General features: G+C 71.7%; 24 protein-coding genes and 1 riboswitch. Of the genes, 14 read left to right on the forward strand and 10 right to left on the reverse strand.

The window, feature by feature from the left end; genetic code table 11:
• Window positions 1-118: 118 nt before the first annotated feature.
• Entirely contained in the window at window positions 119-1,015 is an 897-nt protein-coding gene (locus Asi03nite_RS34415; protein ID WP_203684698.1) for a LysR family transcriptional regulator, read from the reverse strand.
• Between the two features lie 70 nt (window positions 1,016-1,085).
• On the opposite strand from Asi03nite_RS34415, the gene Asi03nite_RS34420 reads away from it, so the two are divergent.
• Complete coding sequence (locus Asi03nite_RS34420; RefSeq protein ID WP_203684699.1) at window positions 1,086-1,451, forward strand: YybH family protein; 366 nt, start codon at window positions 1,086-1,088, stop codon at window positions 1,449-1,451.
• Window positions 1,452-1,574: 123 nt separating this feature from the next.
• Here the strand turns inward: Asi03nite_RS34420 and Asi03nite_RS34425 are convergent, their stop codons facing one another.
• A complete protein-coding gene (locus Asi03nite_RS34425; RefSeq protein ID WP_203684700.1) occupies window positions 1,575-2,123 on the reverse strand; it encodes a LysM peptidoglycan-binding domain-containing protein in 549 nt (182 codons plus the stop codon).
• A gap of 287 nt (window positions 2,124-2,410) precedes the next feature.
• Window positions 2,411-2,590: riboswitch (cyclic di-AMP (ydaO/yuaA leader) on the reverse strand.
• 791 nt (window positions 2,591-3,381) lie between these two features.
• Here Asi03nite_RS34425 and Asi03nite_RS34430 point away from each other — a divergent pair.
• Window positions 3,382-4,467 carry a saccharopine dehydrogenase family protein gene (locus Asi03nite_RS34430; protein ID WP_239103136.1) on the forward strand — a complete coding sequence of 362 codons (1,086 nt, stop codon included), beginning with the start codon at window positions 3,382-3,384 and terminating at the stop codon, window positions 4,465-4,467.
• A complete protein-coding gene (locus tag Asi03nite_RS38275; protein ID WP_239103137.1) occupies window positions 4,464-4,619 on the forward strand; it encodes a hypothetical protein in 156 nt (51 codons plus the stop codon). Before Asi03nite_RS34430 ends, Asi03nite_RS38275 begins: the two co-directional genes overlap by 4 nt.
• Window positions 4,620-4,930: 311 nt before the next feature.
• Here the strand turns inward: Asi03nite_RS38275 and Asi03nite_RS34435 are convergent, their stop codons facing one another.
• Window positions 4,931-5,584 (reverse strand): class I SAM-dependent methyltransferase, encoded by a 654-nt coding sequence (locus tag Asi03nite_RS34435; protein ID WP_203684701.1) that lies wholly within the window; start codon window positions 5,582-5,584, stop codon window positions 4,931-4,933.
• Window positions 5,585-5,767: 183 nt separating this feature from the next.
• On the opposite strand from Asi03nite_RS34435, the gene Asi03nite_RS34440 reads away from it, so the two are divergent.
• A complete protein-coding gene (locus Asi03nite_RS34440; protein ID WP_239103138.1) occupies window positions 5,768-6,343 on the forward strand; it encodes a GNAT family N-acetyltransferase in 576 nt (191 codons plus the stop codon).
• Window positions 6,344-6,464: 121 nt separating this feature from the next.
• On the forward strand, window positions 6,465-7,052 hold the full coding sequence (locus tag Asi03nite_RS34445) for a hypothetical protein (protein ID WP_203684703.1): 588 nt from the start codon (window positions 6,465-6,467) through the stop codon (window positions 7,050-7,052).
• A gap of 270 nt (window positions 7,053-7,322) precedes the next feature.
• On the opposite strand, the gene Asi03nite_RS34450 is transcribed toward Asi03nite_RS34445, so the two are convergent.
• The 6 genes from Asi03nite_RS34450 to Asi03nite_RS34475 all read right to left on the reverse strand — a co-directional run bounded on the left by Asi03nite_RS34450 (window position 7,323) and on the right by Asi03nite_RS34475 (window position 15,110).
• The gene (locus Asi03nite_RS34450; RefSeq protein ID WP_203684704.1) at window positions 7,323-7,598 is read right to left on the reverse strand and encodes a DUF3040 domain-containing protein; all 276 of its coding nucleotides are present in this window, start codon (window positions 7,596-7,598) and stop codon (window positions 7,323-7,325) included.
• 351 nt (window positions 7,599-7,949) lie between these two features.
• Complete coding sequence (locus Asi03nite_RS34455; protein WP_203684705.1) at window positions 7,950-9,161, reverse strand: bifunctional glycosyltransferase family 2/GtrA family protein; 1,212 nt, start codon at window positions 9,159-9,161, stop codon at window positions 7,950-7,952.
• A 156-nt stretch (window positions 9,162-9,317) separates the two neighbouring features.
• A complete protein-coding gene (locus Asi03nite_RS34460) occupies window positions 9,318-11,375 on the reverse strand; it encodes an ArnT family glycosyltransferase (protein ID WP_203684706.1) in 2,058 nt (685 codons plus the stop codon).
• Between the two features lie 132 nt (window positions 11,376-11,507).
• The gene (locus Asi03nite_RS34465) at window positions 11,508-12,572 is read right to left on the reverse strand and encodes a 3-deoxy-7-phosphoheptulonate synthase (RefSeq protein ID WP_203684707.1); all 1,065 of its coding nucleotides are present in this window, start codon (window positions 12,570-12,572) and stop codon (window positions 11,508-11,510) included.
• 200 nt (window positions 12,573-12,772) lie between these two features.
• Window positions 12,773-14,371, reverse strand: coding sequence for a HAMP domain-containing sensor histidine kinase (locus tag Asi03nite_RS34470; protein WP_203684708.1), 1,599 nt, complete (start codon window positions 14,369-14,371; stop codon window positions 12,773-12,775).
• A gap of 1 nt (window position 14,372) precedes the next feature.
• Window positions 14,373-15,110: a response regulator transcription factor gene (locus Asi03nite_RS34475; protein ID WP_203684709.1), complete on the reverse strand. Its 738-nt coding sequence runs from the start codon at window positions 15,108-15,110 to the stop codon at window positions 14,373-14,375.
• A 264-nt stretch (window positions 15,111-15,374) separates the two neighbouring features.
• On the opposite strand from Asi03nite_RS34475, the gene Asi03nite_RS34480 reads away from it, so the two are divergent.
• Together Asi03nite_RS34480 and Asi03nite_RS34485 are read left to right on the forward strand one after the other, a co-directional pair.
• Window positions 15,375-15,746, forward strand: a complete 372-nt coding sequence (locus Asi03nite_RS34480) for a tetratricopeptide repeat protein (RefSeq protein ID WP_203684710.1) — start codon at window positions 15,375-15,377, stop codon at window positions 15,744-15,746.
• Window positions 15,747-15,756: 10 nt separating this feature from the next.
• Window positions 15,757-16,044 carry a Smr/MutS family protein gene (locus Asi03nite_RS34485; RefSeq protein WP_203684711.1) on the forward strand — a complete coding sequence of 96 codons (288 nt, stop codon included), beginning with the start codon at window positions 15,757-15,759 and terminating at the stop codon, window positions 16,042-16,044.
• Window positions 16,045-16,106: 62 nt separating this feature from the next.
• Here the strand turns inward: Asi03nite_RS34485 and Asi03nite_RS34490 are convergent, their stop codons facing one another.
• A complete protein-coding gene (locus tag Asi03nite_RS34490) occupies window positions 16,107-18,461 on the reverse strand; it encodes a M28 family peptidase (RefSeq protein ID WP_203684712.1) in 2,355 nt (784 codons plus the stop codon).
• 76 nt (window positions 18,462-18,537) lie between these two features.
• On the opposite strand from Asi03nite_RS34490, the gene Asi03nite_RS34495 reads away from it, so the two are divergent.
• The 7 genes from Asi03nite_RS34495 to Asi03nite_RS34525 all read left to right on the forward strand — a co-directional run bounded on the left by Asi03nite_RS34495 (window position 18,538) and on the right by Asi03nite_RS34525 (window position 25,211).
• Entirely contained in the window at window positions 18,538-18,894 is a 357-nt protein-coding gene (locus tag Asi03nite_RS34495; RefSeq protein ID WP_203684713.1) for a hypothetical protein, read from the forward strand.
• A gap of 92 nt (window positions 18,895-18,986) precedes the next feature.
• Window positions 18,987-20,186, forward strand: a complete 1,200-nt coding sequence (locus tag Asi03nite_RS34500; RefSeq protein ID WP_203684714.1) for a PP2C family protein-serine/threonine phosphatase — start codon at window positions 18,987-18,989, stop codon at window positions 20,184-20,186.
• Entirely contained in the window at window positions 20,183-21,784 is a 1,602-nt protein-coding gene (locus Asi03nite_RS34505) for a sensor histidine kinase (RefSeq protein ID WP_307834056.1), read from the forward strand. Before Asi03nite_RS34500 ends, Asi03nite_RS34505 begins: the two co-directional genes overlap by 4 nt.
• Complete coding sequence (locus Asi03nite_RS34510) at window positions 21,781-22,233, forward strand: response regulator (RefSeq protein ID WP_203684715.1); 453 nt, start codon at window positions 21,781-21,783, stop codon at window positions 22,231-22,233. Before Asi03nite_RS34505 ends, Asi03nite_RS34510 begins: the two co-directional genes overlap by 4 nt.
• Entirely contained in the window at window positions 22,226-23,044 is an 819-nt protein-coding gene (locus tag Asi03nite_RS34515) for an inositol monophosphatase family protein (protein WP_203684716.1), read from the forward strand. Before Asi03nite_RS34510 ends, Asi03nite_RS34515 begins: the two co-directional genes overlap by 8 nt.
• A 67-nt stretch (window positions 23,045-23,111) precedes the next feature.
• Window positions 23,112-23,885: an SDR family NAD(P)-dependent oxidoreductase gene (locus Asi03nite_RS34520; RefSeq protein WP_203684717.1), complete on the forward strand. Its 774-nt coding sequence runs from the start codon at window positions 23,112-23,114 to the stop codon at window positions 23,883-23,885.
• A 348-nt stretch (window positions 23,886-24,233) separates the two neighbouring features.
• Complete coding sequence (locus Asi03nite_RS34525) at window positions 24,234-25,211, forward strand: coiled-coil domain-containing protein (protein ID WP_203684718.1); 978 nt, start codon at window positions 24,234-24,236, stop codon at window positions 25,209-25,211.
• Window positions 25,212-25,395 lie beyond the last annotated feature (184 nt).

Consider the following 25,395-nt stretch of genomic DNA (forward strand, 5'->3'; position numbering starts at 1 on the left):
GGGCCTTTCGCCTGCCCGGGGCGCTGCTCCCGCCGTACCGCCGGGTCAGCCGGAGGCTCTGCTTCGCAGTGCCGTTCGCGACTTCCGGAGGGGCTGTTCGGGTCGTACCGCCCCCGGGTCAGCCGAAGGCTTTTTCGCAGTGCCGCAGGAACGCGGCCAGCGCCGGATTCCTGCGGTCCTGCCACACCAGCGCGAGCAGCGCCGCAAGCGCGACGCCCTCGATCGGGACGGCGACCAGATCGGGGTTCGCCTCCGCCATCGACTCGCTGAGGATCGCGACGCCCAGGCCGCGGCGGGCCAGGCCGGCGACGGTATCCGGTGAGGTGGCGACGAGTGCGACCTCCGGTCGCAGCCCGATCTCCGCGGTGCCGGCCCGGTCCAGCACGTCCCGGATGCCGGTGCCGCGCGGGAGGCAGACGATCGGGTACGAGGTGAGCCCGGCGATCGTGACCCCGTCCGGTTTCGCCGGGTGACCGCGGTCCCGGGCCAGCCGGCTCCCGGGGGCGGTCAGGGCCACCAGCCGCTCGCTGGCGATCACCCGTGCGGCCGGGTGTTCAGGGGGTTCGCCGGCCAGCCCGGCCAGGGCCACGTCGAGCGCTCCGGTGCGCACCGCGGTGACGAGCTGGTCCGAGTTCGCCTCGGCCAGGTCCAGCTCGACGCCGGGGTGCTCGCGGTGGAACGCGGCGAGCGCGTCGAACAGCGGCGTGATCTCGCAGCCGGTCACCATGCCGATCGTCAGCCGGCCCCGGACCAGACCCTTGACGTCGTCGATCGCGTCCCGCAGGTCGAGCGTCGAGCCGAGCGCGGCGCGGGCGTGACGCAGCGCCACCGCACCGGCCTCGGTGAGCCGGGCGGTGCGCCCGCTACGCACGAAGAGCTCCGCACCCAACTCGTGCTCCAGCGCCTTGATCTGCGCGCTCACGCCACTCTGGGTGATGTGCACCCGCTCCGCGGCGCGGGTGAAGCTGCCGGTCTCGGCGACCGCCACGAAGTACTCCAGCTGCCGCAGATCCATGAGTGGAAATTATAGATGCCATGAGAACTATGCGTTGGACTTGTGGGACGCCCCGCGGGAGGGTGGAACCATGACCGAACGAGAGAAGGCATCCCGGCCGGAAGACCTGACCCGCCTCTTCGTCGAGCGCGCCAACGCGAAGGACGCCGAGGGGCTCGCCCTGCTGTACGAGGAGGATGCCGTGATGGCGTATCCGCCGGGCAGCCGGACCGTGGGCCGGGCGGCGATCCGGGAACTGTGGGCGCGGTTGCTGCCCAGGATGCCGCGGTTCGAGCCGGAAGCGCCGCTGCCCACGCTGGTCAGCGGGGACCTGGCCCTCACCTCGACCCCGCCGAGGGACGGAGCCGGGGCTCGGGCGCAGGTGGTGCGGCGGCAGCCTGATGGCACCTGGCTGCGGGTCCTCGACCAACCCGAGTTCACCCGTCCGGCCGATTAGCCGACGCCGCTTGTCCGGCGCCGGCGTGCCCCGGGCCGGCGCCGTTTCCCGACGCCGGCCCGCGCCGCTGCTGGTCGGGCGTGCCGCATGCCCCGGCCGGTGGACGTGTCGCTCGTCGTCTGGTCAGATCGCCAGGCGCTGGCCGACCCTGAGCCGGTTCGGATTGCTCAGCCGGCTGGCGTTGGCGCGGTAGAGGGCCTTCCAGCCGCCCCTCACGTGGTAACGCCTGGCAATGCCGGAGAGCGTGTCGCCGCGCTTCACCACGTAGGTGTGGCCGGTCTTCAGCGACGTGTTGTAGGAGGCCAGACGATACGGGCTGGCCGACGTGCTGGTGCGGGTCCGGACCAGGCCGCGGCGGCCGCAGGTGGGCCAGGCGCCGATGCCCTGGTTGCGCAGCACCCGTTCGGCGATCAGGATCTGTTCGCTCTTGGAGGCCAGGTTGGCGGTGGAGCCGTACCTTCCGCCGCCGTGCGCACGCCAGGTGGAGCGGCTGAACTGCAGGCCACCGTAGTAGCCGTTACCGGTGTTGATGCGCCAGTTGCCGCCGGATTCGCACCTGGCGACGGCGTCCCAGTTCACCTTGGGCGCGGCGCTGGCGGGCGAGGCCTCGGCGGCGAGCAGTCCGACCGCGCCGGCCAGGCCGGCCACGGTGACGCCGAGCGCTCGATGCATGCGGGTCCGCTTCGAGGTGGCGGGGCGGGCGTGCTCGGCGTGCCTCGGCTGTGCGTGCCTCGGCTGTGCGTGCCTCGGCTGTGCGTGCTTCGGCTGGCCGTGTTCCGGCTGGGCGTGCCTCCGCTGCGTGTGTTGCGGCTGTGTGTGCTGCCGCTGCGTGTGTTGCGGCTGTGTGTGCTTCGGCTCGCCGTGCTGCCGCTGACCGTCCTGCGCGTACTCCGTGAGGGCACGCGGTGAGTGGGCTCGCCGGGACAGGACACGACGAACCCGCTTGTTCAGGTGAAGCATGAAGTTCCCCTCCACGCCTGCGAGGTGAGCTGTCGGGTTCGGGCCGAGGAGCCCGGCCGCGTCGTGCGGCTTCACCCCGAGGCGCGCTCCGCTGAGCGCGCCGAGAACCGTGGGTCCCCCGCTCCATGCCTGTGCGTTGTTGACCGTGACCAGCAGGCAGGACTCGGCGTTCCAGCCACGGTGTCCGCGGTTGCGGACTGCCGACAGTAGCCACCGCCTCTCCGGACTGACCAAGCCCGGAAGCAGGGCCGGTGACGTTGTTCTCCCAAATTAGCTGCTTTGATCTTCCTTTGTGTGGATAACTCCCGAGTTCCCAGGTCGCGTCGCGACGTGCCACCACCGCGGTCAGCCATGCGAGGGAACTATGCGCACATCAAGCATGTCCCGTCACGAACCGGGTAAACAGCCTTGCTCCTCTGGAGTTCCCGCCGCATGTGCGCTCATTTCCGGTGCGCCGCCCGGTGTTTCGGCAGCGTGCTTTGCGGACCCGTCGAGCCACGGCCTTTTCCGGCGCGCCGCGCCGCCGCTTCGGTTGCGGCACACAGGTTCCCGAACGTGTCAGCGGACCCACCGGGCGTGTCGCACCTCCACGACATGCCGCGCTTTACCGATGTCGCGCTCGCCCATACCGCTTACTCGTGCCGCGATCGCCCATGTCGAGCCTGTGCCGGCGTGCCGCGCTACCGCGGTCAAGCCGTACGCATGCTCCGAGCCGACGACGCTTGTCCACACGGCGCGCCCGCACGTGCGCTCGGAGCGCTCACCGTGGTCGTCCACTCCGAGCGCCCGGACGTGAGCTCGGAGCGCTCACCGTGCTTGTCCACTCCCAGCGCCCGCACGTGCGCTCGCAGTGCTGACCGCGCTCTCCAGCGGCGCGTCCATGCGCACTGCGCTCGTCGGCACGGCGCGTTCACGTCCTTTGTTACCGGCGGGTGTACCAACGTCCCTCCGGGGTGCACAATCTCCCAGCATGAGTGATCGTTCACGCGACTTCGACGTGGTCGTCTATGGTGCCTCCGGCTTCGTCGGCATGCTGGTGGCGCGACACCTCGCCGCCCACGCGCCGGCCGGCACCCGCATCGCGCTGGCCGGCCGCTCACCGGAGAAACTGGAGGCGGTCAAGGCCAAGCTGAGCGTCGACTGGCCGATCCTGATCGCCGACGCCGCCGACGAGGAGGCGCTGGCCACCCTGGCCGGACGCACGCGCGTGGCCATCACCACTGTCGGACCGTATGCGAAGTACGGTCGCGCCCTGGTGCACGCCTGCGCCGCGGCCGGCACCGACTACGTTGATCTGACCGGCGAAGTCCTGTTCGCCCGGGACAGCATCGACCAGAACCATGAGCTCGCCCGCGACACCGGTGCGCGGATCGTCCACTCCTGCGGCTTCGACTCCATTCCGTCCGACATCGGCGTACACGTCCTGCACAAGCTGGTCACCGAGGACGGCGCGGGCGAACTGACCGACACCACGCTGGTCGTGACGAGCATGCGCGCCGGGATCAGCGGCGGCACGATCGACTCGATGCGTTACCAGGTCGACGCGATGCGGAGAGAACCCGCGCTGCGCCGGGTGGCGGGCCACCCGTACTCCCTGAGCCCCGACCGTCAGGCCGAGCCGAGACTGGGCCGGCAGACAGACCTGCGGACACTTCCCGCCTCCGAGGTGGACCCGCGCCTGCGGGGCCGTCTCGCTCCGTTCGTGATGGCCTCCTACAACACTCGTGTGGTACGCCGCAGCAACGCGTTGCGCGAATGGGCGTACGGCCGCGGTTTCAAATATCGCGAAGCGATGAGCGTCGGCGCCTCGCCGCTGTCGCCGCTCGTCGCCGTCGGCACCCAGCTCGGCCTGGGCGCGCTGTTCCTGGGACTGGCGGTGCCGCCTACCCGTTTCCTGCTGGACCGCCTGCTGCCCAAGCCGGGCGACGGCCCGAGCGAGAAGGTGCAGCAGAGCGGCCACTTCACGATGGACATCTTCACGACCACGACGACGGGCGCCGCTACACCTCCCGGGTCCGCGCCAAGGGCGACCCCGGTTACGCGGCCACGGCCGTGATGCTCGGCGAGTCCGCGCTGGCGCTGGCTCTGGATCGGGACACGCTGCCTCCTTCCGCTGGTGGGGTGCTCACCCCGGCCACCGGCATCGGGGACGCGCTGGTCACACGCCTCCGGAATGCCGGCTTCGAGATCTCCGCTCGCAAACTCTAGGCCGATCCGGTGATCGTTTGCGGTTATCCACAGTGGCCGTCCGTCCACAGACCGCCGACATGATCTTCCCGTTTTCCGGGAGCATGTCGAGCGGAGGTGGCCCCCTTGGGTGGGCGGGCCAAGAGAAGAGCGGGCCAGGAGAAGAGCGGGCCAGGAGAAGAGCGGGCCAAGGAGGAGGCTGGGCTTGGAGGGGGTGGGCTCGGAGGGGACGCGCTTGGAGGAGGGCGGAGGACTTGAGCAGGCGCCGCCTCACCCCACCACTGGACCGGCCACCGGCCCGGACCGACTCCGATCCCGCCGTGCGCCGCGGATCAGGGACGCACGGCGATCACCTCGAACACGTGCCAATGCTTGGAACCGCTGAAGGCCGGCCCCACCTCGTCCTGCTCCTGCCAGTGCTCGACGGTCAGCCCATCCAGCAGGGTCCTCACCTCCACAGCGTTCAAGAACGTCATCCACGGCGTGGCAGACCACGAATCGCGCACACCGAAGAAGTCCACGGCGATGCGCCCACCGGGACGCACCGCCGACCGGATCACCGTCCACAGCCGGTCGAAGGACGGCCGGCCCTGGAACGGCAACGCATATCCCGCGTAGATCAGATCCGCGGGCGGAAGCTCGGTGATCTCCTCGAAGCCGAGCAGGCGGGCGGTGAGCGCCGGGTCCGTCGGGTCGACCGCGGACAGCATCGTCGGCTCGTTGTCGTAGGCGGTCACCCGCCATCCCGCTTCGAGCAGCGCCCGGGTCTCGCGGCCGGCGCCGCAGCCGAGGTCGACGGCGGTGCGCCCGGCGCCCGGCCCGGCCAGGGCCATGGCGCGACGGCAGTTCCCGCGGACGTCCCGGTCGCCCTGCTCGGCGTTGTAGCGCGCCCAATGATCGTCGGCCCGGACGAAGGGGGAGCCGGAAGCCGCGGGGTCTCCGGGTTCGGCAGGACGACCTGACGGCGTACGGGAAAGGTGCGACATGGAGCGAATCCTGCCCTGAGCGGCAACGCGGCTCGAAGACCGCCCACGATGGCGATCGGTAATCCGACGGATGGACGGTCAAGAATCATCAAGCACGACCTGTGGATCGCCACTAGCCGGATATGGGTCTTTCTGGGCAGGATTATGAAGGTGACCGTCAGCCCGCTGCCGCACCCTCTCAGGTTGGCGGGCAATGGTGTCGTGCTACGGGAATGGGCGCCGGACGATTTGGATGATCTGGTGGCGATGCTGGACGAGCCGGACATCGCCCGGTGGACGCCGATGCCGTCGCCGTTCGACGTCGAGGCCGGGCTGGCCTACCTGAAGCGGGCGCGTCAGGGCCGGCTCACCGGGCAGCGGATCCAGCTGGCGATCACCACGGACGGGCTCGCGCCGCGGGGGGAGGTGCTGCTCTTCGGGGTGGTTCCGGCCCGGCGGGAGGCCGAGCTGGGATATCTGGTCGGCGCGCCCTACCGGCGACGGGGGTTGGCGGCGGCGGCGCTGACGCTGCTCACCGGCTATGCGTGCGGGTCGCTGCGGCTGCGCCGGCTGCTGCTGCGGATCGACCCCGGCAACCTGGCGAGCACTGCTGTGGCGCGCCGGTGCGGTTACCGGCTCACCGGGGAACCCCCGATTCCGCAGGAGGGGCCCTACGGGCCCACAAGCCTGGACACCTGGGAGTACGTGGCGGGCCGGCCGGCCACGCGCCGGGACCGCCTGAGAAATGTCGCATCCCGGCGGTACGGTCGTCGCACCTGAGCAACCGCGGGCGGGAGGTGACCCCGACGGTGTTCGAGTGAGCCCCGACCGTGTTCGAGTGAGCCCCGACCGTGTTCGAGCAAGCCACGACCTGTCCGGGTGAGGCCACTACGGTGTCCGAGTGAGCACGATCGGGTTCCTGCACACCGCGGAAGTGCACGTGGCGACGTTCCGCGCGCTTGTGGCGTCGCTGGCGCCGGGGTGGACGGATCGGCACGTGGTCGATCCGAGCCTGCTGGCCGACGCTCGGGCCGGGGTGCCGGTGGCGCAGCGGGTGCGGGCGCGGCTCGGCGAGTTGGCCGGGGTCGACGTGGTCGTGTGCACCTGCTCGACGATCGGGCCGGATGCGGAGCGGGCCGGGGCGTTGCGCGGGGACCGTCCGATGGCTCGGGCGGCGGTGTCCGTGGGTGGACGGATCGCGGTGGCCTATGCCGTGGAGTCCACGCTGGAGCCCACCACCGGACTGCTGCGGGATGAGGACCCTTCCGCTGATCTGGTGCTTGTGCCCTGCCTGGAGGCTTGGGAGTGCTTCGAGGCGGGGGATCTGGAGCGTTATCACTCGGCGATCGCGGAGCGGCTGCGTGAGGTGGATGCCGAGGTGATCGTGCTGGCGCAGCCGAGCATGGCGCCGGCGGCCGAGCTGCTGCCCGGCCGGCTGGTGCTGTCCAGCCCCCGCGCGGCGGTGCTGGCCGCGACGAAAAGCGGCTGAGGCGGGCCAAGAGCCGCGGTGCTGGCCGCGGTGAAAAGCGGCTGAGGCGGGGAAAGAGCCGCGGTGCTGGCCGCGGCGAAGAGCGGCTGGAGCGGGCCAACCGCGGCGACGACGGCCACGCCGAGAAGTGGCTGAGGCGCGACTGAGAGCCGCACGACGCGGCCGGAGCGTGGTCAGCGGAAGCCACGCGCGGAAGAGGGGCGTGACGAGGGCCGGATGTGATCGAGCCCGCGCCGTGCCGGGCGCGGGCTCGATCGGGTGGGACGCCTGTCAGCGAGCCCGGAACCGGCGGAGGCGGTAGCCGGCGGCGATCGCGGTGACGACACTCCAGGACGCCACGGTCACGGCGGCGATCCACCAGCCGACCGCGCCGAGGATGAGCGCGGTCCCGCCGATGGCGGCCGCGAGGAAGAAGAGAGCCAACGGGGGCCGGGGCGCCGGAACGCTGAAGTTGCCGCCACCCATCCGGGCGCAGAAGTCGGGATCGTCCCGCCGGAGCTGGCGCTCCAGCTGTGCCAGCCGTCGGCTGTCCTCTTTGCTGAGCATGTTTGCTACCTTCCGGTCGCCGCGCCGGTGAAGCAAGGATCGAGAGTCGGCTATCCCGATCAAAGCCCATTGTTACCTCTGAGTTGCTTCCGTGATACGTCTGCGTGTGCCGAATTTCCGGCCGATCCGCCGTGGACCCCGCGCGAGCCGCCCGTCGGGTGAGATGGCCGGAAAGTCTTCGGTAACCGGTACAACGGCTTTGTCGTGTTTCGATGACGGCGCGAAGCGTCCGGAAGTCGTCGCGCATATCGGGTGGGCCGGTCAGATAGCGATAGAAAAGACCCGCCACAGGGCTGCGAAAACGCGGCGCCCGTGGTCACGGACGCCGCGTCGGAGAAACAGCGGGAGGGCTCAGGCGCGCTCCCGGAACACCCACACCCGCATCAGGAGGAAGCGCACCGCGGTGGCGACCAGGTTCGCCAGAACCAGGACCGCCAGCTCGACGGGGCGGGACGAACCCGGCCCCAGCAGCGCCAGCGAGCCACTGGTCAGCGCCAGCCCGATCCCGAAGACCACGAGACCCTGGGCCTGCTGCCGGAGAGCGCCGTCGTCGCCGCGTACCCCGAATGTCAGACGCCTGTTGACCGCGGTGTTCGCCACCGCCGTGACCAGCAGAGCGAGCAGGTTCGCGGCCTGCGGTCCGCCTCCGGCCCGCAGCAGCGCGTAGAGCACGAGGTAGGCGAGCGTGCTGGCCACGCCCACACCGGCGAACCGGATCAGCTGTCCGGTGAGGCCGCTGGGCACCCCGTCCACCGGCAGCGGGTTGCGTCCGAACTGCTCGCGCAGCGCCGCCAGCGGCAGCCGGCCGGTGCTCAACGCGCGGGTGATCCGGACGATGCCCCTCAGGTCGGCGATCGCGGTGGCCACGATGTCCACCCGGCTGTCCGGATCGTCCACCCAGTCCACCGGCACCTCGTGGATGCGTAGGCCGGCCCGCTCGGCCAGGACCAGCATCTCGGTGTCGAAGAACCAGCCGGTGTCCTCCACCATCGGCAGCAGCCGGCGGGCCACGACGGACCGGATCGCCTTGAATCCGCACTGCGCGTCGGAGAAGCGGGCGGCCACGGTCGTCCGCAGGATCAGGTTGTAGCTGCGCGAGATGAACTCGCGCTTGGCGCCGCGCACCACCCGGGAGCCGCGCGCCAGCCGGGAGCCGATGGCCAGGTCGGAGTGTCCTGAGATGAGCGGGGCCACCAGCGGTAGCAGCGCGCCCAGCTCGGTCGACAGATCGACGTCCATGTAGGCGAGGACGGCCGCGTCGGAGTGCGTCCAGACATGGCTGAGCGCCCGCCCGCGGCCCTTCCGCGTCAGGCGCACCGCCTCGACCTCGCCGATCTCGGCCGCCAGGCGCTGCGCCAGGGCCGCGGTCCGGTCGGCGCTGGCATTGTCCGCGATCGTGATCCGGAACCGGTAGGGGAAGTGCTCCGCGAGGTAGGCGTGCAACCGCCGCACGCACGGCTCGAGGTCGATCTCCTCGTTGTGGACCGGCACGACGACGTCGAGGACCGGTGCGGTGACGCGGGCCGAACCGGCGTCCTGCGAAGGCAGCGTCGAAAGGCTCATGGGAACAATTTCCGTCCCGCGTCTTTGCGGGCTTTATAAGAAAGCTGTGCGCGGGCTGTGCAAAAAAACCAAGCCCTGGACCGCTTTTCCGGTACGAGCGGAAGCGGGCGGCTCCCATCCGGGAACCGCCCGCTTCCGGCCGGGTGTGTCAGCTGGTCAGGACGTGGTCAGGTCGTACACCGTGGTGGTGCCGACGGTCCGGGCGGTGAAGTTGGCGGCCACCCAGGACGCGATCTGGCCGCTGTCGCCGCCGCCCGAGCCACCGCCGCCGCCGAAACCGCCGCCGAAACCGCCGCCGCCGATGAAGTAGTGGATTTTCCCGGCCGCCACGTGTTCCTGGAACTGCGCCAGCGTGGGCGACGGATCCGTGCCGTTGAAGCCGCCGACGGCCATCACCGGTTTCTCGGTGGCCAACTGGTAACCGGAGGCGTTCTGCGAGCCGACGGCCGCGGCCACCCACGTGTACCTGCCGGCGTCCTGCTCCAGCAGGGCCTTCATCTCGTCGCTGACCGTGGCGGCGTCGAGCAGGCCGCCCATGCCGCGACCGCCGAAGCCGTCCCGGTTGCCGCCGGTCGCCGTACCGTCGCCGGGATTCTGATCGGCATTGTTGCCGCCCGGGAAGCCGCCGCCCGGAAGGCCACCGCCGGGGAAACCACCGCCGGGGAAGCCTCCGCCGGGGAAACCACCGCCGCGATTGCCGCGATTGCTCACGCCGCCGCGGCCGCCGGCCGGGCCGCCGAAGCCGCCGGAGACCGCCGGACCGGCCGACGGGATCGAGCCGGTGTGCGGTTCGGAGGCGATCTGCACCGCGTACGCCGCGGGCCCGGCCAGCGCCGTGACCAGCGCGACCGTCGCGCCCACCAGCGCGATGCGCCGCCCCAGCCGGACCGAGGCGATCAGCGCGGCCGCGGCCATGATGCTCAGGATCAGGACCGGGGTGCGCAGCCAGGGCAGGAAGTCCGGGCTGCGGCCGAGGAGCCGGTACGACCACCACCCGGTCACCGCGATCGTCGCGCCGAGGGTGAGCGCCGCGAGGATGTTCGCCCGGTGCCGCCAGAGCAGGATCACGCCCGTGCCGGTCACCGCGCCGACCGCCGGGGCCAGCGCGACCGTGTAGTACGCGTGGAAGATGCCCTGCATGAAGCTGAAGATCAGCCCGGTGATCAGCAGCCACGAGCCCCACAGGATCAGGCCGGCCCGCCGCGGGTCGGTGCGGGTCCGCCGGGCGGTGATCACCAGGCCGGCCACCAGCACGATCAGGGCGGCCGGCAGCAGCCAGGAGATCTGACCACCCTGCGAGCTGTCGAACATCCGGGTCCAGCCGGTCTCGCCCCACATCCGGCCGCCGCCCCCGACGCTGCCGGTCTCCTCGCCGTTGAGCCGGCCCAGGCCGTTGTAACCCAGGGCCAGCTCCAGCAGGCTGTTGTTCTGCGAGCCGCCGATGTACGGCCGGGCGGACGCCGGCACCAGTTCGACGATCGCGATGTACCAGCCGGCCGAGACGATCAGCGCGCCGAGCGACAGCAGCAGCTGCCAGACGCGTTTGAGCGGCTTGGGTGGCCCGGCGACGAGGTAGGTCAGGCCGTAGGCCGGCACCACCAGCAGCGCTTGGAGCATCTTGGTGAGGAAGCCGAAGCCGACGAGCACCCCGGCGAGCACGATCCACCTGGTCGAGCCGCTCTCCACGGCGCGTAGCGTGGCGTACGCTCCGGCCACCATCAGCAGCACGAGCAGCGCGTCCGGGTTGTTGAAGCGGAACATCAGCACGGCCACCGGGGTGAGCGCGGTGACCGCCCCGGCGATCAGGCCGGCGACCGGGCCGAAGCCGCGCCGCACGGTCGCGTAGAGCAGACCGGTGCTGGCCACGCCGAGCAAGGCCTGCGGGACCAGGATGCTCCACGAGCTGAGGCCGAACAGCCGTACCGAGATCGCCATGATCCACAGCGAGGCCGGGGTCTTGTCGACGGTGATCGAGTTCGCCGCGTCGGACGAGCCGTAGAAGAACGCCTTCCAGCTCGCCGAGCCGGCCTGGACCGCGGCCGAGTAGAACGCGTTGGCCCAGCCGGAAGCGCCGAGGCCCCAGATGTGGAGGACCGCGGTGCCGAGGAGCAGCGCGAGGAACGCGGGCCGGACCCAGCGGGCCTCGCCCCGGTGCGGTTCGGCGGGCGGTGGCGGTTCGGCGGGAGCGAGGTCGACCGGCGCTTGCAAGGTCATCGGAGAACTCCAGGGCTGGCGGATCGGTACCCGACGAACTGTCGGCGGGGGCCCTGTCGCCTCCTTGTGCCATGCCTGTGCGGCCACTGTGAGTCCCGCCGCGGTGCCTGCGGGACCCACACCCGGGCGCGTTCAGAGCGTGCGGCGCTTCGCGGCCGCGGCGGCCAGACGCTCCAGCACCGCGACCGTCGGGTCCCAGCCCATGCACGCGTCGGTCACCGACTGGCCGTAGGTCAGCTCGCCGCCGAGGTCCTGGCGGCCGGGGACCAGGAAGCTCTCCAGCATCACGCCGCTGATGGCGCGTTGCCCGGCCTCCATCTGCCCGGCGATGTCCTCGGCGACCAGCGGCTGCCGGTTGTGGTCCTTGTTGCTGTTGCCGTGCGAGCAGTCGATCACCAGGCGCTCCGGCAGTCCCGCCGTGCGCAGCAGTCCGAGGGCGGCCTCCACGTCCGCGGCGCCGTAGTTCGGCTTGCCGCCACCGCCGCGCAGCACCAGGTGGCAGTCCGGGTTGCCGGTGGTGTGCAGGATCGCCGGGGTGCCGGAGTAGTCGATGCCCGGGAACACGTGCGGGGCCGCGGCGGCGTGGATCGCGTCGACAGCTGTGGAGACGCTGCCGTCCGGGCGGTTCTTCATGCCGATCGGCATCGACAGGCCGGACGAGAGCTGACGGTGCACCTGCGACTCGACGGTCCGGGCGCCGATCGCGCCCCAGGCCACGGTGTCCGCGATGTACTGCGGGGTGATCGGGTCGAGGAACTCGACGGCCACCGGCAGGCCCCGGCTGACCACTTCGAGCAGCAGCTTGCGGGCGATCCGCAGGCCGGCGCCGACGTCACCCGAGCCGTCCAGGGCCGGGTCCATGATCAGGCCCTTCCAGCCGACGGTGGAGCGCGGCTTCTCGAAGTACACCCGCATCACGATCAGCAGGTTCTCGCTGAGCCGCTCGGCCTCGGCCTTGAGCCGGTCGGCGTATTCGCCGGCCGCGGCCGGGTCGTGCACCGAGCACGGCCCGACCACGACGATCAAGCGCTGATCTCGGCCGTTCAGCACGTCCTCGACCTGCTTGCGGCCGGCCAGCACGGTGTCGTGCAACTCGGCGGTGAGCGGCAGCTCGTGGTGCAGCAGCGCCGGGCTCATCAGCGGAACGACCTTCTCGATGCGCTGGTCGCGGACGCGCTGCACCTCTGGGGCGGTCATGGTGATCTCGCTTTCTCAACCGGCCCTGGCGAGAGCCGGTTTGCTCGGGGCAAACAAAAAGGCAGCGACGTCGTCGCTGCCTCAGCCGGCTCTGGCGGGGTGTCTCAGGTCATGCGGTCATGGCCCAGGCACCGGCGCGAGCCGGCCCCGTAAACCAATAGAACGCGTACGTACGAGACACGCCCGTCAGCATAGCCGGATCAGCCCACCCGTGGCAGGGATGGCGTGTGATGTTCAGCTGATGGGATGACCAGCGGCAGCGTCACGGTGAAGACGGTCTGCCCGGGTCGGCTCCGCACGCCGACCTTGCCCCGGTGCGAGGTGACCACGGCGTGCACGATTGACAGGCCGAGGCCGGTGCTGCCGGCCGCCCGGGACCGCGAGCTGTCCCCGCGGGCGAAGCGCTCGAAGATCTGCGGGACCAGGTCGGCCGGGATGCCCGGACCGTTGTCGATCACCTGGAGCACTGCCGCGTTCGGCACCGTGCCCACCTTGACCGTGACCGTGGACCCCTCCGGGGTGTGCGTACGCGCGTTGGCCAGCAGGTTCGCCACCACCTGGTGCAGCCGGGCGCCGTCGCCGAGCACGGTGACCGGCTCGTCCGGCAGGTCCAGCTGCCAGCAGTGGCGCGGGCCGGCGGCGTGCGCGTCGCTGGTCGCGTCGACGGCCAGCATGGTCAGGTCGACCGGCTCCTGGGCCAGCGGGCGGCCGGCGTCCAGCCGGGCCAGCAGCAGCAGGTCCTCGACCAGCGCGGTCATCCGCTTCGCCTCGGACTCGACCCGGCCCAGCACGTGGGCGAGCTCGTCCGGGACCGGCTGCCGGCTGCGCCGGCTCAGCTCGGCGTAGCCGCGGATCGCGGCCAGCGGTGTGCGCAGCTCGTGGCTGGCGTCCGCGACGAATTGCCGGACCTGCATCTCGCTGGCGTGCCGCGCCTCCAGCGCGCCGCCGATGTGGTCGAGCATCCGGTTGAGCGCGGCGCCGACCTGGCCGACCTCGGTGCGGGGGTCGGTGTCCGGCTCGGGGACGCGCTGGGCGAGCTCCACCTCGCCACGATCCAGGCGCAGCTCGGCGACGCGGCTCGCGGTGGCCGCGACACGATCGAGAGGCTTGAGGGTACGGCGGACGATGAGCGCCCCACCCCACCCGGCGATGAGCAGCGACCCCAGCACCACACAGCCGGTGAACAGCGCGACGGTGTTGAGCGTGTCGTTGACGTCCTTCACCGAGAGCGCCGCGATGGCCAGGTAGTTGCCGGCGCCGTCGACGCGCGCCGGCCACGCGACGGCGCGGAAGTCGCCCACGTCACCGAGATCGACGTCGACCGGATCACCACCCGCGTCCAGGGCCGCCGCGGTCAGCGTGCCACGGGCCTTGTCGCTCAGATCGGCGTAGTCGTTGCCGAAGCCGGTGGTGGACTCGCCCAGGATGCCCCCGCCCCTCACCGTCCCCGTGTCGGCGGGATCGAGGAACAGCAGGATGGAGCCGCGGGCGACGTTCGGCGGCGGGTTGGCCAGGGGGCTGCGCAGCCTGGTGATCGGGTCCAGGCCCGGCCCGGGGGGACCCCAGCCCTTGTCGCCGCTGCCTCCGCCGCGGACCGCGAACTTCATGGTCTCGGCCAGCTTCAGATCGACCTGGCGGGAGAGGGACCGCTTGAGGTAGAGCTCGGCGGTGCCGCCGACGACCAGGCCCAGGACCGCCAGCAGCGCGATCATGGTGGCCACCAGCCGGGTGCGCAGCGGCCACCCCGCGGGGCTGCGCCACCGGGCCGGGCGGGGGTGGGCCGCCTCGGCAGCGGCCATGTCAGTTGGCCGGCTTGAGCACGTAGCCGGCGCCGCGCATGGTGTGGATCATCGGAGTTCGACCGGCGTCGATCTTCTTGCGCAGGTACGAGATGTACAGCTCCACGACGTTGGCCTGCCCGCCGAAGTCGTAGTTCCACACCCGGTCCAGGATCTGCGGCTTGCTCAGCACCCGCCGCGGGTTGCGCATCAGGTAGCGCAGCAGCTCGAACTCGGTAGCGGTCAGCGTGATCAGGTCACCGCCGCGACGTACCTCGTGCGAGTCCTCGTCCAGGGTCAGGTCGCCGACGACGAGTTGCGACTCGGTGCGCATCGGGGCATGGCCCATCCGGCGCATCAGCCCGCGCAGCCGGGCGACCACCTCCTCCAGGCTGAACGGCTTGGTGACGTAGTCGTCGCCGCCGGCGGTGAGGCCGGTGATCCGGTCCTCGACCGAGTCCTTCGCGGTCAGGAACAGCACCGGCACCTCGGGCACCTCGCCGCGCAGCCGGCGCAGCACCTCGAGCCCGCCGATGTCCGGCAGCATCATGTCGAGAACGACGGCGTCCGGGCGGAACTCCCGGGCGGTCCGCACCGCGGTGAGCCCGTCGCCGGCGCTCCGCACCTCCCAGCCCTCGTAGCGCAGGGCCATCGAGAGGAGCTCGGCCAGCGTCGGCTCGTCGTCCACCACGAGAACCCGGACCGGGGTCCCGTCGGACCGGCGGAGTTCGGTGCCGGAGTCGGGGTTCGCCATCGTCATGCCTCCAACTGTGGTCGGCGACGCTCGGTGCCGGCTTTCTGTCTGCTGTGTGCCGGCTGTGTAAGCGGCATCAGGGGAATGTCCTGTCGTCATGGTTTTCGGCATACCCCTCCTGCCCTCAAGCGTTAGGGGCATTTCCATGCCGGAGTTCTAGGGGTATGGGGTGCTTTGTCGGGAAGCCTGGGCGATCGGAACACTCGCTGTCGCCCCGATGTTGTGCGAGCGTTGGTCATTGTCGGCGGGCGCGAGCATGGGGAGCTGCACGTGGATCTTCTCGAGGAGTACCGCAGGGCCAATTTCTTCTTCGAGTCCGGCGACCCGCTCGGCGCGTCCCGGCTGCTCGAACCGATCGTCGAGGCGGAGCCGCAGAACACGGCGGTCCGTCAGCTGCTGGCCCGGGCCTACTTCAACTCGGCCCAGCTGAACGGGGCGGAGACGCAGCTGCGAGTGCTGATCGAGCATGATCCGTCGGATCACTACGCGCACCACGTGCTGGGCCGGACCCTGGAGCGGGCCGGCCGTTTCCGTGAGGCGCTGCCGCACCTGCGCCTGGCCGCCGCCATGAAGCAGCAACCGGACTACCAGGACGCGCTGCGCCGGGTGGAGACCTGGCTCGGCAAGAACGCCGAGGCATAGGGTCGTCGCCATGAAGCTGAAGCTCGACCTGCACGACATCTTCAACAAGGGCCAGGAGATCGACAAGGCCCTGCGGGGGATCATCGACGAGGCGGTCCAGAAGAAGGCGGCCCTTGTCGAGATCATCCCGGGGAAGGGCAGCGGCGCCTTGAAGAAGAAGGTGATCCGCTTCCTCGACCAGAAGGAGATCAAGCAGCTCTACCACCGGGTCGAGAAGGACGGCGACAACTGGGGCCGGCTCTTCGTGCACTTCCGGCACGAGGCCCCGGCCGGCCGCCGTGGCCGGGGCCGCGCCTGACGGTTCGGCGCCGCCCGGCGCGGCCGGGCGCGCGGCTGTCCCCGAAGCTGCGCGCGGCTGTCCTAGAAGCTGTAGGTCTTCGCGACGGCGACCATCTCGCTGCTGTGCGAGCCGAGGACGCCGACGCCTGACGGCCGGGCGTGAAAACCGGGCATCTCGGTGACGTTGTCGGAGGCGTCCATCGCCCGCACCCGCACCGGTCCGGCGCCGCGGAGGGTGATCACGACCCGCACGCCCTCGGCCGGCGGGGCGTGGAAGACGAATCCGGCGCCCCAGCCGCCGCCGGCCGCCTTGTCGGCCGGGATCTCCCGGCCGGCCACGGTCAGCGTGGTGACCTGGGCCGCCGCTGCCACGTGCAGCGTGGTGAACCGGACCGTGCGCCGCGGCTGCAGCAGCAGGGTGACGATCCGGTCGCCGGTCGCCGAGGTGGTCTCCGACTCCTTGGTGACCATCGGCGCGGGCAGCGTCGCGGCCTGAGCCGGCCCGGCGCGCAGTTCCGCCGCGCCGAACGCGGGCAGCATCTGAGCCACCGGTTCCGGGTCGCCGGAGACGTACTGCCCGGTCCACTTCTGGGTGGTTGTCTCGGCGCTGAGCCACCGCGCCGTGCCGGTGTCCGCGTCCAGCGCGTACATCAACTGGGTGAGCGCCGGGTGGGCCGCGTCGAACCGGTCCACCACCAGGCCGGTCACCGTGCAGGCGAGGGCCGCGACCGAGGCGGTCAGGGTGGCCAGCGGGCCCCGGCGTCGGGCGCGCAGCGCGGGCAGGCCCTGCACCGGCTCGGCGGACGGGTGGATCAGGTCGATCACCGGCAGCAGCGCGAGCAGGAGCAGCACGGTCAGGAACGCGCCCGCGGCGCCCATGGCCAAGCCCAGGGCCGGGAACAGCATGACCACGGTGGGCAGCAGGATCACCACGGCGACCGCGGCGCCGGCCGTGATCACGGCGGTGGCGGCCCAATCCCGTACCACCATCGCGGTGGCCGCGGCGAGCGCGCCCGCCAGCGACGGGATCGTCACCAGATAAGCGCCGCCCGGGGTGACCGCGGCCAGCACCACGCCGAGGCCGGCCAGCCAGCCCAGCCCGGCGACGGCCAGCGCCGTGGCCCCCAGCCGGCGGCGCAGCAGCGCGAACCAGCAGAACACCACGGCCGCCGCGATCGCCATCACCGCGACCCGGTAGGGACCGGGACGGTACGGATCGATCGGCAGCGCGCCGTACTCCGGCCGGACCAGCGTGAGCACGGTCCAGAGGATCTGGGCCAGCACCGGCGCGACCACGATCGGGGCGAGCGTGAGAGCGCCCGCGACGGCCAGGCGCCGGCCGGTCAGCCGGCCCCGCCGCCGGGCCAGCCAGGCCAGCGCCGCCACCGCGAGCACGGCCAGTACCGCCAGCGGTCGGACCAGCGCGCCCGGGTAGCGGACCAGCAGGCCGGGCACCGGGAAGTAGGTGGCGTCGCCGCCCGGGCGCAGTGCCCTCAGGTTCTGGTCGCCGAGCTCGCGGGTGACCGCCAGGGCGTTCGCCCCGTGGTGCTGCAGGCTGTCCCGGTCCATCGCCGAGGGCAGGTCGGTGGGCGCGTGGTAGACCGCCGCGCCGTCGATGTACGCCGAGTTCAGCCCCTGGAAGCCGGCCTCCCGGAACGCGGTGAAGTCGGTGTCGTTGGGCAGCCGCCGGTAGATCTCCACGGCGAACGAGGTGCCGACCGGGCCGGGGGCGTGCGCATAGGCCTCGACCAGCTTCCCGTTCCCCCGCGAGGTCTCGAACATGATCGACGGGCCGGAGCTGCCGCGGGCCTCCAGATTGAGCACGACGCCGCCGTCGCGGGCCAGGTCGCTCTGCCGGACGAAGGCCTCGGCCCCGCAGAGGCAGGCCTCCTCGGCGTCGGTGAGGACCAGCACCACGTCGTTGGTCAGCTGATCACCCGCGGTCAGGGCGCGAGCCGTCTCCAGGACGGTGGCCACCCCGGCGGCGTCGTCGTTGCCACCCGGGCCGGTCTGCGCCGAGTCGTAGTGCGCGACCAGGAAGATCCGCCCGGTGGACGCCTTGCCCGGGAGCACCGCGACCACGTTGCGCACCCGGGCCAGGCCGGTGCCGCCCGAGCTGGCCGACAGCTCGCCGCCCTGCGCCGAGACGGTGTCCTGCACCTGCGGGCTCAGTCCCAGGCCGCGCAGGGCGCCGACGAGCTGGTCGCGGACCCGGTCGTTGGCCGCGCTGCCGGCCGGGTGCGCGGTGGCGGCGATCGCCTGGACCGTCCGGAAGGCACGCCCGGCGCTGAACTCGCCGGCCGGCGCGGAGGCCGGCGCCGCCGGGGGCGGCAGGATGGCCCGGACCGCCGCGAGGCCGGCCAGGGCGAGCAGGGCCAGGACGGCGAGCGTGGCCCAGCCGCGCCGTGCCGGCCGGAGGGGAGCGGCGTCACGCATGGGTGAGATCTAACCCTGGAGGCACGACATCCGGGTACCCGGCGGGTCGAATGTCGCGTGCAATAGCGTTGTCGGGGTGACTACCTCGCTCGACCCCGCCGCCGTGATCGCGGAATTCATCGACGCGGTGTCCCCCTACGACCCACAACCGGAGGCCTCGCCGGTGGCGCTGCTCGGATTGCGAACCGCCCTGGGTGACGAGACGTTCACCTTGAGCGACCACGTGATCAGGGCGATGTGCCGTGCTCTGGCGTCCTACCGCGACCCGGAGGACCGCGGGGAGTGCATCGGGTGTGGCGGTCGCCACCTCGACGAGAACCTGCACTGCAAGGACTGCGGGCGGCTGCACGGCATCCTCGGCCAGGTGATCGCCGATCATGTCCGCCGGGTGGCCGCCTCCGGCGCTGGCAGCGCTCCCGGCGAGCCGGCGTGAGGCCAGGTCACGAGGTGGTGACCAATGTTGTGCCGCCGCGTCCGGCGGGGCACGATTTCCGGGTCACCTCTGCGTCGAGTGGGGATTCATCGATGACGGATCGTTCGCTCGTCAGCACCTACGCGCTCAGCCAGCAGCATCTGGAGCGCTTGCGCATCCTGCTGGTCGAGGACGACGAGGGCGACGCCTTCCTGGTCCGCGAGCTGCTCACCGAGGCCGAGGCGCCGTTCGAGCTGACCGTCGCGAGCAGCCTGCGCGAGGCCCGCGAGCTGGTCGCCCACGCCGAGTGCGTGCTGCTCGACCTGGGCCTGCCGGACGCCGAGGGCATCGACGGGCTGCGCAAGCTGCTCGCCGTCGCCGGCAGCGCGGCGGTCTGCGTGCTGACCGGCCGCTCGGACGAGCACCTGGGCGTCCAGGCGGTCGCCGAGGGCGCCCAGGACTACCTGGTCAAGGGCCAGGTCGACGGGGTCTGGCTGGTCCGCGCGCTGCGCTACGCGGTGGAGCGGAAACGGGCCGACGAGGCCGCCCGCCGGCTGCGTGAGGTGGAGCTGCGGCAAGAGGAGTCGGCCCGCCTGGAGCGCGGTCTGCTGCCCAAGCCGCTGATGCAGACCACCGAGGTGATGGTCGAGACGTTCTACCGGTCCGGCCGCGCGGCCGGCCTGCTCGGCGGCGACTTCTTCGACGTGGTGCAGATCGGCGACGACAAGTTGCACGTGATCGTCGGCGATGTCTGCGGGCACGGTGTGGACGAGGCGGCGCTCGGGGTCGAGCTCCGGGTCGCCTGGCGTGCGCTGGTGCTGGCCGGGGTGCCCGAGGAGCAGGTGCTCGCCTCGCTGGAGCAGGTGCTGATGACCGAGCGCCGGGCGCGGGAGGTGTTCGCCACCGTCGCCTCGGCCACGATCGACCTGGCCGGCAACCGCGCGACGGTCCGCCTGGCCGGCCACCCGCCGCCCGTGGTGCTCGCCGGCGGCCGGGCCACGCCGGTGCGCGCGCGTACCGGAATCGTGCTCGGGGTACGTCCCACCCCCACACCCGCTACCGAGCTGGAGTTCACCGGCGATGACTGGTCCCTGTTGATGTATACCGACGGCCTGATCGAGGGGCACACCGGCGCCGGCGGCGAGCGCCTGGACGTCGACGGGCTCTGCAAGCTGCTGGACGAGCCGGCCGCCCGGGAGCTCCCGCTGACCAGCCTGCCGGCCTGGCTGGTGAGCCGGGCCGACCAGGACAACGGCGGACCGCTCACCGACGACGTGGCGATGCTGCTGATCTCCCGGGGCGGTGGGCGGTGAGGCCGCTGCGGGTGCGGGCGTGGTCGCTGCGGTCCCGGGTCGCGGCGCTCTGCGCGACCGTCGGCGTGATCCTCACCGGCCTCGGCGTGTTCGCGGCGATCACCGCGGCGGCGCACAACAGCCAGCTGGACGACGTGCTGAACCGGGCCAGCCCGATGCGCGCCGCGGGCGAGACGCTGAACACCGCGATGGTCGATCAGGAGACCGGCATCCGGGGTTTCGCGATCACCGGCCGGGACGCCAACCTCGGTCCGTACCGCCAAGGCGTGGCCGACCAGAACGCGCAGATCAGCCGGATCGAGGGATATCTGCACCCCGGCGACCGGGCCGTCCGGGCGGCGCTGGACGACGTCAAGGCCCGGATCGACATCTGGCACCGGGAGGTGGCCGAACCGGTCATCGAGACCGTGCGGCGGGAAGGCGTGCAGGCCGCCCAGGCACAGATCGAGGCGGGCAGCACCACCCAGTTCGACGAGCTGCGAGCCGCCATCGGCCGGATGCAGACGGACATCGCGGTGCTGCGGGCCAGGAGCGCGGACGCCGCGAAGGAGTCCAGCCACACCATGGTGGCCATCGAGATCGCCGCCGCGGCGGTCATCGTGCTGGCCGGCGTCTTCCTGCTGCTGCTGATGGACCGGCTGATCAGCCGCCCGATCCTGGACCTGGCCGGCCAGGTGCGTGCCGTGGCGACCGGCGACTACCAGCGGCACATCGAGAGCCGGCTCGGCTCGCCTGAGCTGGTCCGGCTGGCCGCCGACGTGGACCGGATGCGCCAGCAGATCGCCTCGGAGCTCTCCGAGGTGCGCGACGCCCGGCAACAGGTCGAGTGGATCAACCAACAGCTGCAGAGCCAGGCCGAGGAGCTCACCCGGTCCAACCGGGACCTGGAGCAGTTCGCCTACGTCGCCTCGCACGACCTGCAGGAGCCGCTGCGCAAGGTGGCCAGCTTCTGCCAGCTGCTGCAGCGGCGGTACGCGGGCAAGCTGGACGAGCGCGCCGACCAGTACATCGGTTTCGCGGTGGACGGCGCGCAGCGCATGCAGCGGCTGATCAACGACCTGCTGGCGTTCTCCAGGATCGGGCGCCTCACCAGCGGGTTCACCGAGGTCGACCTGAACCGGGTGCTGGGCGACGTGAAGTCCCAGCTGGAGCCGCGGGCCGGCGAGGACGCCGAGATCACCTGGTCCGGACTGCCCACTGTGGAGGGCGAGGAGCCGCTGCTCACCACGCTCTTCGCGAACCTGGTCGGCAACGCGCTCAAGTTCCGCCGGCCGGACGTGCCACCGCGGGTGCGGATCGCCGCCGAGCGGGACGGCAAGGAGTGGCGGATCAACGTCCGGGACAACGGCATCGGGATCGAGGCCGAGTTCGCCGACAAGGTCTTCGTGATCTTCCAGCGGCTGCACGCCCGGGACGCCTACGAGGGCACCGGCATCGGACTCGCGATCGTCAAGAAGATCGTCGAATACCATGGCGGGCGGATCTGGCTGGACGTCGACGTCACCCCGGGTGCGTCGATCTGGTTCACGCTCCCCGTGCTGATCGGCGCCGACGAGCCGGGCGAAGAGCAGGAGAGCCGAGAGGTGGTGGGTGCATGAGTGTCAACCGGCAGGACGGTACGCCGATCGAGGTGCTGCTCGTCGAGGACGACCCCGGCGACGTGCTGATGACGCAGGAGGCGTTCGAGGAGCACAAGGTCCGCAACCGGCTGAACGTGGTGTCCGACGGCGCCGAGGCGCTGGCCTACCTGCGGCGGGAGGGGCGGTACGCGGATGCCGTACGACCGGATCTGATCCTCCTCGACCTGAACCTGCCGCGGCGCGACGGCCGCGAGGTGCTCGAGGAGATCAAGAGGGACGAGGAGCTGGGGCGCATCCCGGTGGTCGTGCTCACCACGTCCTCCGCCGACGAGGACATCCTGCGCAGCTACCAGCTGCACGCGAACGCGTACGTGACCAAGCCGGTCGACTTCGAGCGCTTCATCACGGTGATCCGGCAGATCGACGAGTTCTTCGTCAGCGTCGTGAAGTTGCCGCCACGTGCTTGATCAGGTTTCCGGCCTCATCCGCGAGGTCGCACAGACCGTCGTGCTGCCCCGCTACCAGAAGCTGGCGGCCGACGAGGTGCATCAGAAGGCGCCCGGTGACCTGGTCACCGTCGCCGACCAGGAGGCCGAGCGGGCGCTGACCCGCGGCCTGACCGCGCTGCTGCCCGGCTCGGTGGTGGTCGGCGAGGAGGCGGTCGCGGCCGATCCCGCGATCCGCGACCGGATCGGCGCCGGCGGTGCGGTGTGGATCGTCGACCCGGTCGACGGCACCAACAACTTCGCCGCCGGGCGGAGCCCGTTCTGTGTGATGGCGGCGCTGGTCCGCGACGGCGAGACGGTGGCCGGCTGGATTTTGGACGTGGTGGACGACCGGATGACCGTGGCCGAGCGGGGAAGTGGGGCGTTCCGCGACGGGGTGCGGCTGAAGACCCGCGCCGACTCGCCGGCCGCCGCCGGCCTGTCCGGCGTGATCTCCCGGAAGTACCTGCCGGAGGACCTGCGCGACCAGGTGGACGCGCACGGCGGCGCGCTGGGCGGCTACAGCGGCGGGCGGCACTGCGCGGGCTACGAGTACCCCGCGGTGGTCACCGACGTGCAGCAGTTCGCGTTGTTCTGGCGGATCCTGCCGTGGGACCACGCGCCCGGCACGCTGATCGTCCGGGAGGCCGGCGGCGTCGCCCGGCACCTGGACGGCTCCGACTACCGGCCGGTGCACCAGCGCCGCGGGATGCTCGTGGCGGCGAACCCGGACATCTGGCAGACCGTGCGCAGCACCGTTTTCCCGGACGGGCCGCCAGTCATCGACGACTGATTCCGGTCACCGTGTCGGATATCACAGTGCGATCCGGCACGGTCACTCCGCGCTCTACCGTGCCGGTATGACCTCGTACCTCGATGAGCTCTTCGGACTGACCGGGCGGACCGCGCTGGTGACCGGCGGCAGCTCCGGGATCGGCCGGGAGATCGCCCTCGCCCTGGGCCGGGCCGGCGCGCGTGTGGTGCTGGTGGCCCGGCGGCAGGCGCCGATGGCCGAGGTGGTCGCGGAGCTGGAGCGGGCCGGCGCCGGAGGCGGCGCGATCGCCGCCGACCTCGCCGATCGGGGGGCGGTCCGGGCCGCTGTCGCCGAGACGATTTCCCGGTACGGCGTACCGGACGTGCTCGTCAACTCGGCGGCGGTGAACCTGCGCCCGCCGCTCGGCGAGCTCACCGAACAGGACTGGGATCTGACCCTCGCAGCCAACCTGACCTCGCCTTTCCTGCTCGGGCAGGCGTTCGGGCCGGTGATGGCGGAACGCGGCTGGGGGCGGATCATCAACATCGTCTCGCAGCAGGCGTTCCGCGCGTACGGCAACAGCGGCGCCTACGGCGCGGCCAAGGCCGGCCTCGTCGGGTTGACCCGGTCCCAGGCCGAGGCCTGGTCGCCACACGGGGTCTGCGTGAACGCGATCGCGCCCGGGGTGGTGCACACGCCGCTCACCGAGCCGGTCTTCGCGGATCCCTCGAAAGTGTCAGCGCACGCCGCCCGGACGATGATCGGCCGCAACGGGCTGCCCACGGATTTCGCCGGTTGCGCGGTCTTCCTGGCGAGCGACGCGAGCCAGGCGGTAACCGGTCAGACACTCTTCGTCGACGGCGGATACTCGGCCACCTGATCGATCTCCCTCTCTCCAGGTCGGACACGGTAAAGTACCGGCGCTCCCGACTTGGAGGTTTCCGTGGCGGCCTTCCCCCCGCGCCGGCGTACCGCCCTGCCCGCCGTCCCTGCCCGCCGGCTTGTCGCGCGCTTGCCGGGCGCGCTTTCTCCGGCCTCGGCCGGGCTTTCCGCGGCCGGGCGCCCGGCCGGTGGGCGCTCCCTCGCCGAGCGTTTCTCCGCCTGGCGTCCCGGGCGGCGCTCTTCGGCCGGGCGTTTCCCCGTGGGGCGCTTCTCCGGCGGGCGTTCCTTCGTGGGGCGCTCTTCTTCCGGGCGCCCCCTTCCCGCGCTCTCGCGTCGCCCCGGCGCCGTGGTCGCTCTCGTCGCGGCAGCGGTCGCCGCGGTGCTCGCGGTGTCCGGAAGCGCCGCCTGGGCCGCGGACCCGGAGGGCGGGACCAAGAAGCTGCGCGCCAACCTGGAGGCCGCCGCCAAGGGCTATGACCAGGCGAAGACGAAGCTGGCCGCGTCGAAGAAGCGGCAGACCCAGCTGAACGCCACGCTGAAGGCGGCGCAGGGCCGGGCCGACCGGCTCACCAAGCGGGTCGCCGCGGTCGCGAACCGGTCGTACCAGATGGGCCGGATGAGCACCGTCATGCTGCTGCTCAACAGCAACGACCCGGACAGCTTCGTCGAGCGCGTGCAGGGCCTCGACATGCTCGCCCAGCTCGACGGCAGCACGCTCGCCTCGTACCAGAAGGACATCCGGACCACCAAGAAGGCGCAGACCGCGCTGGCTGCCGAGATCATCGAGCAGAACCGGCAGGTCAACGTGATGGCCCAGAAGAAGAAGCAGGCCGAGATCGCGCTCGCCGAGGTCGGTGGCGGATCGGCCGGCGGCTTCGTCAGCTCCTCCTCGGCGGCCGCCGCCCCGGCCCCGCGCAACTCGGACGGCTCCTGGCCGAAGGAGTCCTGCACGGTCGGGGACCCCACATCGACGGGCTGCATCACGCCGCGGACGCTGCACGCCTACCAGGAGGCCCGGGCGGACGGCTTCACGCACTACACGGTCTGCTGGAGCCAGCGCTCGTCCGGTGAGCATCCGAAGGGTCGGGCCTGCGACTTCTCCTCCAACGCCACCACCTTCAAGGACGCCGCCGCCACCGGCAGCGACAAGGCCTACGGCGACCGGCTCGCCGCGTACTTCGTGAAGAACGCGGACAGGCTCGGCGTGATGTACGTGATCTGGTACCGCCAGATCTGGATGCCGAGCACCGGCTGGCGGGCCTACAGCGCCAGCGGCGGCCCGTCGGTGGTCCACACCAACCACGTGCACCTCTCCATGCTCTGACCGCTCTCCTCCGCGAACGCCCGTCCCTGTCAGGGGGCGGGCGTTCGCCGTATCCGCCCTGTCACCCGGCTGCACACGGCGCGCCGCCCCGCCGTTCTGCCGGCGTGGCGCCCATTCGGCGCGGCGCGGCGTGAGGCGTGGCGTGCGGGGCGGCGTGGCGTGAGGCGTGGCGTGCGGGGCGGCG

The organism is Actinoplanes siamensis (assembly GCF_016862395.1).
In the GTDB taxonomy this organism is placed as follows: Bacteria; Actinomycetota; Actinomycetes; order Mycobacteriales; family Micromonosporaceae; genus Actinoplanes; species Actinoplanes siamensis.

Bases quoted from the DNA above. Each gene is read 5' to 3' on its own strand.
- Asi03nite_RS34455 (WP_203684705.1), bottom strand. From the start codon at position 9,161: ATGAGCCTTTCGACGCTGCCTTCGCAGGACGCCGGTTCGGCCCGCGTC.
- Asi03nite_RS34465 (WP_203684707.1), bottom strand. From the start codon at position 12,572: ATGACCGCCCCAGAGGTGCAGCGCGTCCGCGACCAGCGCATCGAGAAG.
- Asi03nite_RS34475 (WP_203684709.1), bottom strand. From the start codon at position 15,110: ATGACGATGGCGAACCCCGACTCCGGCACCGAACTCCGCCGGTCCGAC.
- Asi03nite_RS34415 (WP_203684698.1), bottom strand. From the start codon at position 1,015: ATGGATCTGCGGCAGCTGGAGTACTTCGTGGCGGTCGCCGAGACCGGC.
- Asi03nite_RS34470 (WP_203684708.1), bottom strand. From the start codon at position 14,371: ATGGCCGCTGCCGAGGCGGCCCACCCCCGCCCGGCCCGGTGGCGCAGC.
- Asi03nite_RS34425 (WP_203684700.1), bottom strand. From the start codon at position 2,123: ATGCATCGAGCGCTCGGCGTCACCGTGGCCGGCCTGGCCGGCGCGGTC.
- Asi03nite_RS34510 (WP_203684715.1), top strand. From the start codon at position 21,781: ATGAGTGTCAACCGGCAGGACGGTACGCCGATCGAGGTGCTGCTCGTC.
- Asi03nite_RS34490 (WP_203684712.1), bottom strand. From the start codon at position 18,461: ATGCGTGACGCCGCTCCCCTCCGGCCGGCACGGCGCGGCTGGGCCACG.
- Asi03nite_RS34435 (WP_203684701.1), bottom strand. From the start codon at position 5,584: ATGTCGCACCTTTCCCGTACGCCGTCAGGTCGTCCTGCCGAACCCGGA.
- Asi03nite_RS34500 (WP_203684714.1), top strand. From the start codon at position 18,987: ATGACGGATCGTTCGCTCGTCAGCACCTACGCGCTCAGCCAGCAGCAT.
- Asi03nite_RS34485 (WP_203684711.1), top strand. From the start codon at position 15,757: ATGAAGCTGAAGCTCGACCTGCACGACATCTTCAACAAGGGCCAGGAG.
- Asi03nite_RS34420 (WP_203684699.1), top strand. From the start codon at position 1,086: ATGACCGAACGAGAGAAGGCATCCCGGCCGGAAGACCTGACCCGCCTC.
- Asi03nite_RS34450 (WP_203684704.1), bottom strand. From the start codon at position 7,598: ATGCTCAGCAAAGAGGACAGCCGACGGCTGGCACAGCTGGAGCGCCAG.
- Asi03nite_RS34520 (WP_203684717.1), top strand. From the start codon at position 23,112: ATGACCTCGTACCTCGATGAGCTCTTCGGACTGACCGGGCGGACCGCG.
- Asi03nite_RS34460 (WP_203684706.1), bottom strand. From the start codon at position 11,375: ATGACCTTGCAAGCGCCGGTCGACCTCGCTCCCGCCGAACCGCCACCG.
- Asi03nite_RS34430 (WP_239103136.1), top strand. From the start codon at position 3,382: ATGAGTGATCGTTCACGCGACTTCGACGTGGTCGTCTATGGTGCCTCC.